Source organism: Arthrobacter sp. Soil_C_49 (assembly GCF_057656635.1).
The window spans coordinates 1-12,977 of sequence record NZ_JBDGJZ010000009.1 but is presented as its reverse complement, the minus strand read 5'-3'; the positions used below and the strand labels follow the sequence as shown (position 1 = coordinate 12,977).

The following is a 12,977-nucleotide window of genomic DNA, read 5'->3' as shown; positions in this document are numbered from 1 at the left end:
ACTGGAGTTTGGAAAGCGCTTGCCCCTCGTGGTTGAGCGTTGAAAAAACTGTGCCCTCCGGGGCGAACGGAGCACCATGGGAACGCCAGCCGCCACAGACGCCGGGACTCAAACGAACAGGGGTACCCCTGCCAACGGACCCGGCGGAACCGAAGCCACAGCAAACGGCCCCGAGGCAACACCTGCCGGCCAGCTGTCGCCCGGGCAGGCCGGAGGGTCCGCGGCCAGGGTGGCCCTGGTAGGTGTCCACGGCTTCGGCACCCACCACCTGCGGAACCTGGAACGCCTCCGGGCAGCCGGCGTCGTCGATCTTGTTGCCGTGGCCGATCCCAATCCCCCTGCACCGGGCGCAGTCCCCGAAACAACGCACGTCTTCCGGGGCCTGGGGGAACTGCTCGCGGAGACCAGCGGCCTGGATCTCATCATTGTTGCCACCCCCATCCAAACCCACGCACCGCTGGGCCTGGCAGCCCTGGCCACCGCCGCGGACCTCTACCTGGAAAAGCCGCCTGTCGCCTCGCTGGCGGACTTCAACCGGCTTTGCGACGCTGCCGCCGTCTCCGGCCGGAGCGTTCAGATCGGTTTCCAGAGCCTCGGCTCGCACGCGCTGACGGCCATCGAAAAGCTTCTCGCCGACGGCACCATCGGAACGCTGCAGGGCATCTCGGCAACCGGCCGCTGGGTGCGGGACCGGGCGTACTACAAGCGGTCCCGCTGGGCCGGCAAGCGTGTCATCGACGGGGTGGATGTGGTGGACGGCGTGGCCACCAATCCCCTGGCCCACGCGGTGGCAACGGCGCTGAGGATTGCCGGGGCCCGGACCACAGCGGACATCGCGTCCCTGGAAACCGAGCTGTACCGCGCCAACCAGATCGAGTCCGATGACACCTCGGTGATCCGGATCCGCACCAGCTCGGGCTTGCCCATTACGTGTGCCCTGACGCTGTGCGCCGCCGAATCCGTGGAACCGTACGTGACGCTCCAAGGTTCCGCGGGCACCGCCGTCTTCCACTACACCGAGGACCGGCTGACCGTTGAAACGGCATCCGGCCGAACCGAGCAGGTCTTTGGCCGGGACGACCTCACCGAGAACCTGCTCGCCCACCGCCGCAGCGGCGCCGCGCTCCTCAGCCCGCTCCTGGACAGCGGCGCCTTTATGCTCGTCCTGGAGGCCATCCGCACCGCCCCGCTGCCGGCACCGATTGACGGGAAGTACGTCCGGTGGGAGGGCGACGAAGAGGCAGCGCATGCAGTGGTGGCGGACATCGAGGATGCCTTGGAACGCGCAGCCGGCCGGCACGCCACATTTAGCGAACTGGGGCTCCCCTGGGCCACCTCGGCTCCGCACGCCTTCACTCTGCCGGTTTCCTGAACGGCGTCCCGGATGAACCGCCCGCCGGTGGCTGAGCAGCTGCCCGTCGTGACCGTATCCGGCCAGCTCCACGCCACGGGTTTCACCACCGACGGGCTGTCCCCTTGCCTGACGGCGCGGCCCAGCCCAACCTTCAGCTGGCAGCTCGGGCAGTCCGAGGGCGCAGATCCGTCGCGGGCCCGGCAGACCGGCTACGAGCTTGTGGTCGAGGACTGCGCTGGTGAGGTGTTGTGGGGCTCGGGGCGGGTTGCCTCGGCCCGCTTGTCAGCTGAGTTTGGGGGGCCGGCGCTCGACGACGATACGGACTACGCCTGGCAGGTCCGCGTGTGGGACGCGGCGGGTATGCCGGGCGCCTGGTCGGAGCCCCAGCAGTTCAGCACCGGCCTCACCGACGGCGCCTGGGATGCGGACTGGATCCACCGTGCTCCAGGCGGCCGCCCGCCCCTTGAGGTTCTGGACGGGGCACTGCGTGTGGCCGGCACACCGTTCATCCCCGTCCCCTGCCTCCCCCTCCAACACTTCCGGCTGGACGCCCGCTTCCGGCCGGTGATGGGCATGGCCGGGCTCCTGCTCCGGACCACCGGCCCGGGAACGGGTTTGCTGCTGGAGCTCAGCGCGGCCGGAGACGTAGTGCTGCGCCGGGCTGCCGAGTGGGAGCTTCCGGCCCCGTCTGTTCCCGCCACCGATATCCTTGCCACCGCTCAGGCACCTGCCCGCACCAGTCCGCCGCTCACGGACTGGCACGACGTAACTGTCACCGACTACGGGGAGCAACTCACCGTAACCGTGGACGGCCACCGGCTCCTGGTTGTCAACGAGCCGTCGGCGCCGGGGATGCAGGGGCGGGTCGCCCTCCACCAGGCGCCCCGGAGCCAGGCCGAGTACGCGTCCCTCAGGATCACCGACACCTCCGGCGGACATCCCGGAGAGCCCGTGCTGGACCATCAGTTCGATACCGGTACGGAGCTCGCCCATGCCTACCGTGCACACTGGACCGGCGCCACTGCGCATCGCCAACCGGATGAGTGGACCCTGTTCAACACCACCATCACGCTCACCGGATCGGTGGCGAGGGCCCGCCTCTTTGTGGCGGCGCACCATCACGCCCAGTTTTCCCTGGGCGGGGTTCCCTGCCTCAGCACCACGTCCTTCGGCTACCCCGGAGAAGGGTATTACGACGCCGCCGACGTCACCGGGCTGCTCGCCGGGCTCGCCCCGCTGCGGCCAGCCAAGCCAGGTACGCCAGGTACGGCGCCCCAGGCAGACACCAAGGTGCCCCTCACGGCGCTGCTCCACTGGTACGGCCCGGGCCAGGGCCGGGCCGCCGGGCTTCCCGGCCTGCTGGTCCGCCTCAGCGTTGACTATTCGGACGGGCGGCGGGAGGTTTTCGCGTCCGGCCCGCACTGGAAGGCGGCCGAGGCACCCTACCGGCAGTCGGGCTACCGCAACGACGAGGGCGACCCCGTGGAGCACCTGGACGGACTGGCCGCGGCGGCCCTGCCCGCCGTCGAACCACTGCCCCCGGCACTGGGCTACGGCACCCACCCCTGCCCCGAGTTCCCGGCGTTGCACCCGCGCCGGACCCTGCTTGCGGAAGAGTTTATGGCCCCGCAGGCATTCCTGTCGGCCGACGACGGAACACTGGTGGCGGACTTCGGCCAGGTCATTCCCGGCCGGCCCGAGGTGGACTTCCTGGACGGCGTACCCGGCCGTACCGTGATGATCCGGGCCGGATACGTCCTGCGTGCGGACGGCAGGGTGGACACCGGCAAGACGGCCAGCCAGAACACGGACATGTCCTTCCCTTACACGCAGACGGTGGGGCCGCAGCAGTACCGGGCCTCGGTGCACCTGGGCTTCCGGTACCTCGAACTGCCGGGCGTTGACGCCGGAGATCTGTCCCGGGTAGGGGCCATGGTGGTGCATGGCAAGCATCCGGCCGAGGGAAGCTTCAGCAGCTCCGATGACACCCTCAATGCCGTGTTCCGGCTGCTGCGGGACTCGGCGCTCTACGGTGTGCAGGAGCAGTTCGTGGACACGCCCACCCGGGAGAAAGGCCAGTTCCTGGCGGACGCCGTCAACATCTCCTATGCCACCATGTCCCTCTTCGGCGAGCATGCGTACACGGCACAGGCGCTGCGGGAATTCGGCTGGTCGGCGGCCCGCTACTGGACCAGCGGTGACGAGAAAGGCCGCTATAACGCGGTCTATCCCAACGGCGACGGCAAGCGCGACATCCCCGATTTCTCCCTCATGATTCCGGAGTGGGCCGAGGAGTACTACCAGCGCACCGGAGACCTGGCGCTGGTCACCGAACTGCTGCCGCACCTCTGCGATACCGCGGACTACGCCTTGCGGCACATCCCGGCTGACGGTCCGATGGCGGGACTGGTCACCACACTGGGCGGCGGCTCCGGCCCCTACCACCATGGCATCGTTGACTGGCCGGCCCCCGGCCGCTTCGGTTACGACATGGAGTGCGCGGCCAAAACCACCGTCAACGCTCAGGCGTATTCGGCACTGGTGTCCACGGCGCGCCTCTGCGCCGCTGCCGGGCGCGAGGATGCCGCCGTCGACTATGCACGGCATGCCCGCGAACTGGCCGCAGCCATCCGCGCCCGCCTCCGTGTGGACGGGGTGATGGTGGACGGGTTGCACGCAGACGGGACCCCCAGCACGCATGCCTCCCAGCACGCCACCTCGTTCCCGCTTTCCCTGGGCATTATGGAGCCGGAGCATGCCGAGTCCGACGGCCGGCGGATTGCCTCCATGGGCATGCGGCAGGGGCCCATGACGGTGCACCGCCTGGTCCGCGCGCTGCTCTCCCAAGGCCTCACCGACGCTGTCCTGGACCTCCTCACCAGCAAGGACCAGCCCGGGTGGGCGCAGCTCCTGGAGCGGGGCGCCACCTTCACGTGGGAAGCCTGGGACCTGGCGGACGGGACCGACTACAGCCAGTCCCACGCCTGGTCCGCATCCGTGGTCAAGGAGATCCTGGAACACCTGCTGGGCGTGCGGTACGCCTCCGCCGGCGGATCCGAACTCGTGATTGAGCCGCCGCTGTGCCGGCTGGAACATGCGCGCGGCGCCGTGCCCGTGGGCAGCGGCAGTGTGGAGGTCAGCTGGAACCGGAGCGGCGAACATCTGAAGCTTGAGTGCACCGTGCCCGCCGGCGTCACCGCGGTGGTCAGGCTGCCGGCCGGCACCTACGCGATCCAGGGCCCGACGGCGGGGCCCGCCGTCGAACGTTCCGCTCCGGAAAGTGCCGCTCCCGTCGGAGTGGATCGCGACGGCGGCCCCGCCGGCAGCGGGACCAAGGTGGACTTCCGCATCCACACGGGCACCTGGACCTTCACGCCCGGCGGCTGATTCCCCGCCTAATCTCAACCAGGTAGCAACCTCATAGCGAGACTTGCTGCTAATGAGTTGGGTGGACCAGGGTGCTTCCAGTCCCTTTGTTCCGGGCGTTCCGCCACAGCAGCAGACCGATCACTGCGGCGGACAGCATGCCCAAAGCGCCGGTGGCCACAAGCCCCAGCCGCACCCCGAACTGCTCCGTCAACCAGCCGGCCAGCAGCCCTCCCATGGCATGTCCGCCCAGCAGCAGCGGCAGGTACAGCGCCATCACCCTGCCGCGGATTTCCGGTCCTGCCTCAAGCTGGACGGCAGTGGCCGCGCTGGTCAGGAACAGCAGGGTCATCAGGCCCACCACCACCAGCATCACGGTGAAGAGAATGAGGTTTGGCATCAGGGCAGCAACCAGCTGGGCGAGCCCGAAGAGGCCGGCCGCCAGGACGATCCCCTTCCGGCCCAGGCTCCGCAGGCGGGCGGCCAAAAGCGCGCCGGCCAGCGCACCAACTGCACTGACAGTGTTGAACAGGCCGAACCCTTCAACCCCGTTGTGCCAGACGCGTTCGGCAAAGGCGGCCAGCACCACGGGCCCGTTCATTCCGAACATCCCCAGCAGCCCTGCGAGCGCGATGATCAGCAGCAGCGAGGGGCGTTCCTTGACGTACCGGAACCCGGCCAGGAGCTGGCCCCTCCCCCGTTCCGCCGGGGTGCCGGGATGCAGCTCCGCGGGGCGGATGGCGGCGATCATGCAGAGGACCAACACGCAAAGCACGGAGTTGGCGGCAAACGCCGCTGCCGATCCCGCCTGGGCAATAACGGTGCCGGCCAGCGCCGGTCCTGCCATGGCACCGAGCTGGCCGATGGCGTTATTGAGGCCGATGGCCGGGCGCAGGGCGGCGTCGCCCACCACTTCATTAACGAAAACCTGGCTGGCGGGCTGGTTGATGGCTGACGTTATCCCGAGCGCCACGCAGCTGGCGTAGACGGCCCAGACGGTGATGGTCCCGCTCGCGGCCCAGGCGGCCAGACCCATGGCCAGGAGCGCGATAACGCCCTGGCACACGAGCATGATGCGGCGCTTGGGAAAGAGGTCCACCAGCAGGCCGCTGAGCGGGCCCACCACCAGCATCGGCAGGAATTGCAGGGCAACAGCCACACCCACCGCGGCGGGACTTCCGGTCAGCTGCAGGACCAGCCAGTCCTGGGCCAGGCGCTGCATCCAGACACCCACGCTGCCCGTGAACACCAGCGCCAGGAAGAGCCGGTAGTTGCGCTGGGTCAGGGGCTGGTACCACGGGGGCTGGTTCTGCCCGGGACGGAGGGACTGCTCGGAACGCTGGCGGTCGGAAGACACGTCGGACTCAACTCGATAGTGACGGACAGAACCAGGAGTACCTGGGGTGCTTCAGGTGGGGGTGCTTCAGTTGGGGGTGCTTCAGTTGCGGTGGGAACGCAGTTTGACGGCTGCCGAGGCCAGGATCAGGGTTCCTGGGACCACAACGAACAGTGCAGCGAGCATCCAGACGAACACCACTGCCCCGAAGAGCGCGGCAACCAGCAGGAGGGATCCCGTCCAGTCCCGGACGGACACGGCCTGCCCGGTTTCGAGGGCGGAGCGCCAGGCACTGCTGCCGTCGCTTTGGGGGCCTGCGAAGGCGGACCAGGCGGCAGCGGTGCGCAGGAGCAGGACGGCACCTGCGGCGGCGAGGATCAGGGTGGCGGGCAACACCACTTCCCGGCCGGGCAGCTGCCCCACCCATGCGAGCAAGAGGTTTAGGACAATCACGACGGCGGCAGCCGCCGTCGTGATTCCCAGCTTCCAGCTGCCGGGCAGGGCGGCCTTGAACGTGCTCCAGAGGCTGCGGACGGAGTCGTCCCGGCCGGAAAGGTGCCGTTCCAGATGGGCGATCCCCGCCGCATAGGCGGCGGGGATCGTGACCAGCGGAATGGACAGCACCAGCACCAGCACCCCGGCCAGGAGGGTCTCGGAGAACAGTGCGAAGCGGTTGACCGGGACGGGTTCGTGGTGGTTCGGTGCGGGTGTGGTGCTGTCCATGACGCTCATTTTCTTGGATTCTTCCGCTAACCTTTGAGGCCCTGGGTGGAGACGCCTTCGACGATGTAGCGCTGGAACACGAGGAAGAAGATCAGTACCGGCAGCAGGGCCAGGACGGACATGGCGATCATGGCGCCGTAGTCCGAGCTTTGGGTCTGGTCCACGAAGAGGCGCAAAGCCAGCGGCAGCGGGTACTTCTCCGGGGTGTTCAGGTAGAGCAGCGGGCCCAGGAAGTCGTTCCAGCTCCAGATGAAGGAGAAGATCGAGGTGGAGATCAGGGCCGGCTTCATCAGCGGCAGCATGATGGAGGTGAAGATCCGGACATGGCCGGCGCCGTCGATCCTTGCTGCCTCGTCCAGCTCAGCGGGCAGGTTGCGCATGAACTGGACCATCAGGAAGACGAAGAACGCGTCGGCGGCGAGGAACTTGCCGATCAGCAGCGGAACATAGGTGTCCACCAGGCCAAGCTGCTGGAACACGATGTACTGCGGGATGATCACCACGTGGAACGGCAGGAGCAGGGTGGCGATCATCATGCCGAAGAAGATGCTCCGGCCGGGGAACTTGATCCTTGCGAAGGCGTACGCGGACACGGACGCCGAGAGGATGGTTCCCACCACGGCACCAATGGCCAGGATCAGGGAGTTGGTGAAGAACTGCAGGGTGGAGACGCCGCCGATGCCTTCCATCGCGGTGACGAAGTTGTCGAAGCTGAAGTTGTTGGACCACAGCGACGTGTTCGCACCGCCGATTTCGGAGTTCGGTTTGAAGGACGAGGCGATCATCCACAGGCCCGGGTACAGGACCACGGCTGTGAGCGCGAGGGCCACGATGTGGAAGAGCGTGCTCTTGGCGCGCTTGGTCCCGGCCGATTCGGACTTGGGGTTGTAATGCTGCACCTGTGCGTCCGGAGCGGACTGGGTGGGGGTTGCCATGGTTGTCATTTTGCATCACCGCTGTAGTGGACCCAGGACTTGGAGGTGCGGAAGAAGATCAGGGTAATGATGCCCACCACGATCACCAGGAGCCAGGCCATCGCCGAGGCGTAGCCCATCCGGAAGTCGCTGAAGCCCCGCAGGTACAGGTAGAGGGTGTAGAAGAGGGTGGAGCCGGCCGGGCCGCCTTCACCGTTGGAGATGATGTAGGCCGAGGCGAAGATCTGGAACGCGTGGATGGTTTCCATCAGCAGGTTGAAGAAGATCACCGGGGAGAGCATGGGCCACGTGATGTTGAAGAACTTCCGCACCGGGCCGGCGCCGTCCATGGACGCGGCCTCGTAGAGATCGTTGGGGATCTGCTTCAGGCCGGCCAGGAAGATCACCATCGGGGCGCCGAACTGCCACACCGTGAGGAGGATGAACATCGGCATGGTCATGGACGGGTTGCCCACCCAGCCGCCGAGGTTGATTCCGAAGAAGGACAGGCCCTGGTCCACCGGACCGGAATCGCCGAACATGGCCTTCCAGACAATCGCGATGGATACGGACGCGCCGATCAGGGACGGGGCGTAGAAGGCGGAGCGGTAGAAACCCTGGCCGCGGCGTTTGCTGTTCAGCAGCATGGCCACCGCGAGTGCAGCGGCGAGCTTGAGAGGGGTACCGAAAACCACGTAGCCCACGGTCACGCCTACTGACTGCAGGAACCGTTCGTCCTGGAAGAGGGTGGTGTAGTTGTCCAGGCCGATCCACTTGGGCGGATCGAAGAGGTTGTAGTTGGTGAAGGACAGGTACAGCGAGGAAATCATGGGCCCGACAGTGAGGGCGATGAATCCCAGCAGCCAAGGCAGCAGGAAGGTGTAGCCGGCGCGGGCGTCCGCCCCGCGCTGCTTCGACTTGCGAAGCTGCGCGGGAGCGGACGACGCCGAACGCCTGCTCAGTGTTGGGCTTTGAGTCACGAGTTCATTCCGTCAGTTGTGGACGTCTTGGTCAGACAGTCTGCCTGATCAGGCGTTCTGCTTGATGAGGTCTTCGGCTTCCTTGAACCATGCGTCGGCTGCGCCGTCGATGGTCAGTTTGCCGTAGTTCAGGTCGGAGGAGACGCGCTTGAACGAAGCTTCGAGGGTGCCGAAGCCGACGATGGGCGGCTCGGGAGCGTCCTTGAGGTACTTCTCGATGGACTTCTCGTAGTCCACCACGAGCTTGTCGGTACCTTCGAAGGTGGTGCCGTCCCGCTGGGTCTTGGAGGCGGGGACGCCGCGGGAGGTCTTGAAGATCTGGCCTACCTCGGGGTCGTTGACCATGAAGTCGATGAAGCGGGCTGCAGCGTCCTTGTACTTGGTCTTGGCGCTGGCCACCATCAGCATGGACGGCTTGAGGAACAGGCCCAGGTTGTCCGGGTCGTCGGACGGGACCGGAACGAGCTTGAGTTCTTTCGCGCCGCTGTCGCCGAGGTAGCCGGCCATGAAGTTGTCCCAGGTGACCTCGGTGGCGGTGACGTTGGAGCCGAACGGGGACTTGGGGGCGAGCTGGGTGACGCGCTCTTCGGAGACGATGGCGGGGGTGCCGCGAAGGCCGGCGGTGGTGTTCCACCATTTCTTCATGTCGTCCTTGGTGAAGCCGAGCTTGCCGTCTTCAGTGAACGCTTCGATGTTGTTTTGGCGCAGCCAGATGTTGAACATCCACCACACGCCGGTGTAGTCGGTGGAGCCGAAGAGCGCACTGTTGCTCTTGGTGCCCACTTCGGTGAGGAAGTCGTTGAATTCCTTGTAGGTCCAGGAGCCGTCCGGCTCGGCGATGCCCAGGGATGCCAGCTTCGCGGGGTCGTAGTAAACGGCAAAAGCGTTGGTGCTAGTGGGGATGCCGTAAGTCTTACCCTTGATCTGGCCTGAGGGCAGCAGGGACTTTTCAAAGGCGTCGGTGTTAATCTTCACGGTGCCGAGGTCCAGGAGCTGGTTGCGCTGGCCGTAGTCGCGCAGGTAGGAGAGATCCCACTGCATCACGTCCGGCAGGCCGCCACCTGCTGCCTCGGTGGCACGCTTCTGCCAATAACCGGCGAAGTCAGTGAAGTTACCGTTGACCTTGATGTCCGGGTTCTTCGACTCGAACAGGGCGATGGCCTTGCGGGTACGCTCGGCGCGGTCATCGTTGCCCCACCAGGTGTAGTTGATGGTGACGGGCTTCTCCGCGGTGCCGGTTTCCCCTCCGGAGGAGCTGGAGCCAGTTCCACAAGCCGCCAGTGCCGCGGCAGATGCGGTGCCGACGGCTACGGTGGTGAGGAAATGCCTTCTGTTGATCATGGGAGCCTCCTTGCTCGATGTGTGCAATCCCGTCGCCCAAAACTACAACGTGAGTAGTGAGCTGGCTTACACGGCTTCTGAAACGATACAATATCGGCATTCCCGGAAATGGGCAAGCGTTTTCCAAAGATCCGATTTTCGCGCCGGTTCCATCTTCCCAACAGACAAAGGAGTCCCATGAACTTGCAGGAAACCTCCAGCCCGGCCAGCGTCTGGAACAACATCGAAGGCATCGCCTACGGCGGCGACTACAACCCGGAGCAGTGGCCCGTCAGCGTCCGGCTTGAGGACCTGGAGCTGATGAAGGAAGCGGGCGTGAGCTTCCTCAGCGTCGGCATCTTCTCCTGGGCATTGCTGGAGCCAGCCGAGGACACGTACGACTTTGACTGGCTGGACGAGGTGATGGACAACCTCGCGGGCATCGGCGTCAGGGTTGCCCTCGCCACTGCCACCGCCGCTCCCCCGGCGTGGCTGGTACGGAAGCATCCGGAGATCCTGCCGGTCACGGCTGACGGAACCGTGCTGGGACCGGGGTCGCGGCGGCACTACTCGCCGTCGTCGGCCGTTTACCGCCGCTACGCTACGGGAATCACGCGCGTGCTCGCGGAACGTTACAAGGACCACCCGGCCCTGGCACTCTGGCACGTGGACAACGAACTGGGCTGCCACGTCTCCGAGTTCTACGGCGAAGAGGATGCCGCCGCTTTCCGGGCCTGGCTGGAGCGCCGGTACGGAAGCATCGATGCGCTCAATGCCTCCTGGGGCACAGCATTCTGGTCCCAGAACTACGGTTCGGTCGAAGAGATCCTGCCGCCCGCCGTCGCCCCGTCCACGCTGAATCCGGGCCAGCAGCTGGACTTCCAGCGCTTCAATTCCTGGGCGCTGATGGACTATTACCGGGAGCTCGTTGCCGTCCTGCGTGAAGTGACCCCCGGCGTGCCGTGCACCACCAACCTGATGGCATCCAGCGCCACAAAGTCCATGGACTACTTCGACTGGGCCAAGGACCTGGACGTCATCGCGAACGACCACTACCTGGTGGCCGCGGACTCCGAGCGGCAGATCGAACTCGCGTTCAGCGCGGACCTCACCCGCGGCATCGCGGGGGGTGACCCGTGGATCCTGATGGAACATTCGACGTCGGCCGTCAACTGGCAGCCGCGCAACCAGCCCAAGATGCCGGGCGAGATGCTGCGCAACTCGCTGGCGCACGTGGCCCGCGGCGCCGATGCGGTGATGTTCTTCCAGTGGCGACAAAGCTTCGCCGGGTCGGAGAAGTTCCACTCAGCCATGGTGCCCCACGGCGGGCGGGACACCCGGGTTTGGCGCGAGGTGGTGGACCTGGGTTCGGCCTTGAAGCGGCTGGCGCCGGTGCGCGGTTCCCGCGTGGAGTCGCGCGTTGCCATCGTTTTCGACTACGAGGCCTGGTGGGCCAGCGAAATCGATTCCAAGCCGAGCATCGACGTGAAGTACCTGGACCTGCTGCGGGCCTTCCACCGGTCCCTGTTCCTGCGCGGAGTGTCCGTGGATATGGTGCACCCGTCGGCGTCGCTGGAGGGGTACGACCTCGTCCTGGTGTGCACCTTGTACTCCGTGACTGATGATGCCGCGGCCAATATCGCCGCGGCCGCCTCCGCCGGCGCCACGGTGCTGGTGAGCTACTTCAGCGGGATTACGGATGAGGAGGACCATGTGCGGCTGGGCGGCTACCCGGGCGCGTTCCGGGAACTGCTGGGCGTGCGGGTGGAGGAATTCCACCCCCTGCTGGCGGGTTCGCAACTGAAGCTGAGCGACGGCACGGTGTCCTCGATCTGGAGCGAGCACGTCCATCTTGCCGGCGCCGAAGCCGTGCAGACCTTTACGGAGTATCCGCTGGAGGGCGTTCCGTCGCTGACCCGGCGTGCCGTGGGTTCCGGTGCGGCCTGGTACCTGGCCACGTTCCCGGACCGGGACGGCATCGAGTCTGTGGTGGACCGGTTGCTGGAAGAGTCCGGTGTTGCGCCCGTTGCTGTTGCCGATCCTGGTGTGGAGCTGACGCGCCGCCGTTCCGACGACGGCCGCACCTTCCTTTTCGCGATCAACCACTCGCGGTCTTCCGGGTCGGTTCAGGCTTCCGGTGTTGACCTGGTCTCCGGTGAGCGGTTTAACGGTACGGTTTCTGCCGGCGGCGTGGTGGTGGTTGCGGAGGACTGACCCGCCTCGGTTATCCACATACTTCGGTTATCCACATAGGAGCGTTGGCAGTCAGGTTCTGCCGGCGACGTTTGGCAGAGTTGACCTATGGAGGCCATTGGGGATCAGCTCGCAGAGTTCGACGGCTCCGCCGCCGCGCCTGCGCTGGTTCCTGATGGCTCCTTAGGCGCTGATGCTGCACCTCAGCCGGGGGCGAGTTCGCACTCCTTTCGGGCTGGTGCCCTTGACGGCAGGATTGTCAGACCCCCACACCAGAATGGGATAATGGAAGCCATTGGGGAACGGCCTGAGCAGTACGGCGGCAACGTCGTGGTGCTGGGACGGGCTGGGGTTGCCGCACCGCCGGGCCCTTCGGGCTTTGGCGCTCCCCTGGCGGGCAGTTCCGGTTCTCTCCCGGGCTCTTACGCGTACGACGATGGCACTCGGCTGAGTCCCGGCTGGCGCCTTCACGCTGTGCCCGCGGAGCCCACGCAGGCTGATGCCGATTCAGCAGGCTCGGTAACAGGGCCCACGGATGGGGATACCGCACCAGGCGGGCCCGCGGAGGCTGAATCCCAACCAGCGGGGTCACAGCAGGCTGATTCCGCAGTCGCCGCGGCCTCGGAGGCTGATTCCGCACCGACCGGACCCACTGGGCCTGCTTCAGCACTCGCAGGGCCCGCGACAGGGCCGGTTCCGGCAGATTCCCTGCGGGCCGGGGAGCCGCTGGGTCTGGCGGAGCTCGGCAGGCTCGTGGCGCAGGCTGCTGCTGCCGCGCCGTCGATACTTGC

The 12,977-nt window shown here is 66.5% G+C and carries 8 protein-coding genes and 1 pseudogene; 4 read left to right on the top strand and 5 right to left on the bottom strand.

All coding sequences use genetic code 11. From position 1 onward, the window contains the following. The first annotated feature begins 76 nt into the window (after positions 1–76). Together AC3A4Z_RS14770 and AC3A4Z_RS14765 are read left to right on the top strand one after the other, a co-directional pair. Entirely contained in the window at positions 77–1,372 is a 1,296-nt protein-coding gene (locus AC3A4Z_RS14770) for a Gfo/Idh/MocA family protein (protein ID WP_498712439.1), read from the top strand. A gap of 12 nt (positions 1,373–1,384) precedes the next feature. Then, positions 1,385–4,741, top strand: a complete 3,357-nt coding sequence (locus AC3A4Z_RS14765) for a family 78 glycoside hydrolase catalytic domain (protein WP_498712437.1) — start codon at positions 1,385–1,387, stop codon at positions 4,739–4,741. 49 nt (positions 4,742–4,790) lie between these two features. On the opposite strand, the gene AC3A4Z_RS14760 is transcribed toward AC3A4Z_RS14765, so the two are convergent. The 5 genes from AC3A4Z_RS14760 to AC3A4Z_RS14740 all read right to left on the bottom strand — a co-directional run bounded on the left by AC3A4Z_RS14760 (position 4,791) and on the right by AC3A4Z_RS14740 (position 10,014). Further along, the gene (locus tag AC3A4Z_RS14760; protein WP_498712435.1) at positions 4,791–6,077 is read right to left on the bottom strand and encodes an MFS transporter; all 1,287 of its coding nucleotides are present in this window, start codon (positions 6,075–6,077) and stop codon (positions 4,791–4,793) included. A gap of 81 nt (positions 6,078–6,158) precedes the next feature. Further along, entirely contained in the window at positions 6,159–6,788 is a 630-nt protein-coding gene (locus tag AC3A4Z_RS14755; protein ID WP_498712433.1) for a Poxvirus protein I5, read from the bottom strand. A gap of 17 nt (positions 6,789–6,805) precedes the next feature. Beyond that, a complete protein-coding gene (locus AC3A4Z_RS14750) occupies positions 6,806–7,723 on the bottom strand; it encodes a carbohydrate ABC transporter permease (RefSeq protein ID WP_498712432.1) in 918 nt (305 codons plus the stop codon). Continuing rightward, entirely contained in the window at positions 7,720–8,673 is a 954-nt protein-coding gene (locus AC3A4Z_RS14745; protein ID WP_493972461.1) for an ABC transporter permease subunit, read from the bottom strand. Before AC3A4Z_RS14745 ends, AC3A4Z_RS14750 begins: the two co-directional genes overlap by 4 nt. Positions 8,674–8,721: 48 nt before the next feature. Continuing rightward, positions 8,722–10,014 carry an extracellular solute-binding protein gene (locus AC3A4Z_RS14740; RefSeq protein WP_493972462.1) on the bottom strand — a complete coding sequence of 431 codons (1,293 nt, stop codon included), beginning with the start codon at positions 10,012–10,014 and terminating at the stop codon, positions 8,722–8,724. A 177-nt stretch (positions 10,015–10,191) separates the two neighbouring features. Between AC3A4Z_RS14740 and AC3A4Z_RS14735 the strand changes: the two genes are divergently transcribed. Next, on the top strand, positions 10,192–12,207 hold the full coding sequence (locus tag AC3A4Z_RS14735) for a beta-galactosidase (RefSeq protein WP_498712429.1): 2,016 nt from the start codon (positions 10,192–10,194) through the stop codon (positions 12,205–12,207). Between the two features lie 264 nt (positions 12,208–12,471). Then, a pseudogene (locus tag AC3A4Z_RS14730) lies at positions 12,472–12,977 on the top strand (hypothetical protein); the annotation flags it as partial.

What these genes read in the sequence shown, in the direction of transcription:
- AC3A4Z_RS14770 (WP_498712439.1), top strand. Translation starts at nt 77, where the DNA reads ATGGGAACGCCAGCCGCCACAGACGCCGGGACTCAAACGAACAGGGGT.
- AC3A4Z_RS14765 (WP_498712437.1), top strand. Translation starts at nt 1,385, where the DNA reads ATGAACCGCCCGCCGGTGGCTGAGCAGCTGCCCGTCGTGACCGTATCC.
- AC3A4Z_RS14755 (WP_498712433.1), bottom strand. Translation starts at nt 6,788, where the DNA reads ATGAGCGTCATGGACAGCACCACACCCGCACCGAACCACCACGAACCC.
- AC3A4Z_RS14750 (WP_498712432.1), bottom strand. Translation starts at nt 7,723, where the DNA reads ATGACAACCATGGCAACCCCCACCCAGTCCGCTCCGGACGCACAGGTG.
- AC3A4Z_RS14740 (WP_493972462.1), bottom strand. Translation starts at nt 10,014, where the DNA reads ATGATCAACAGAAGGCATTTCCTCACCACCGTAGCCGTCGGCACCGCA.
- AC3A4Z_RS14735 (WP_498712429.1), top strand. Translation starts at nt 10,192, where the DNA reads ATGAACTTGCAGGAAACCTCCAGCCCGGCCAGCGTCTGGAACAACATC.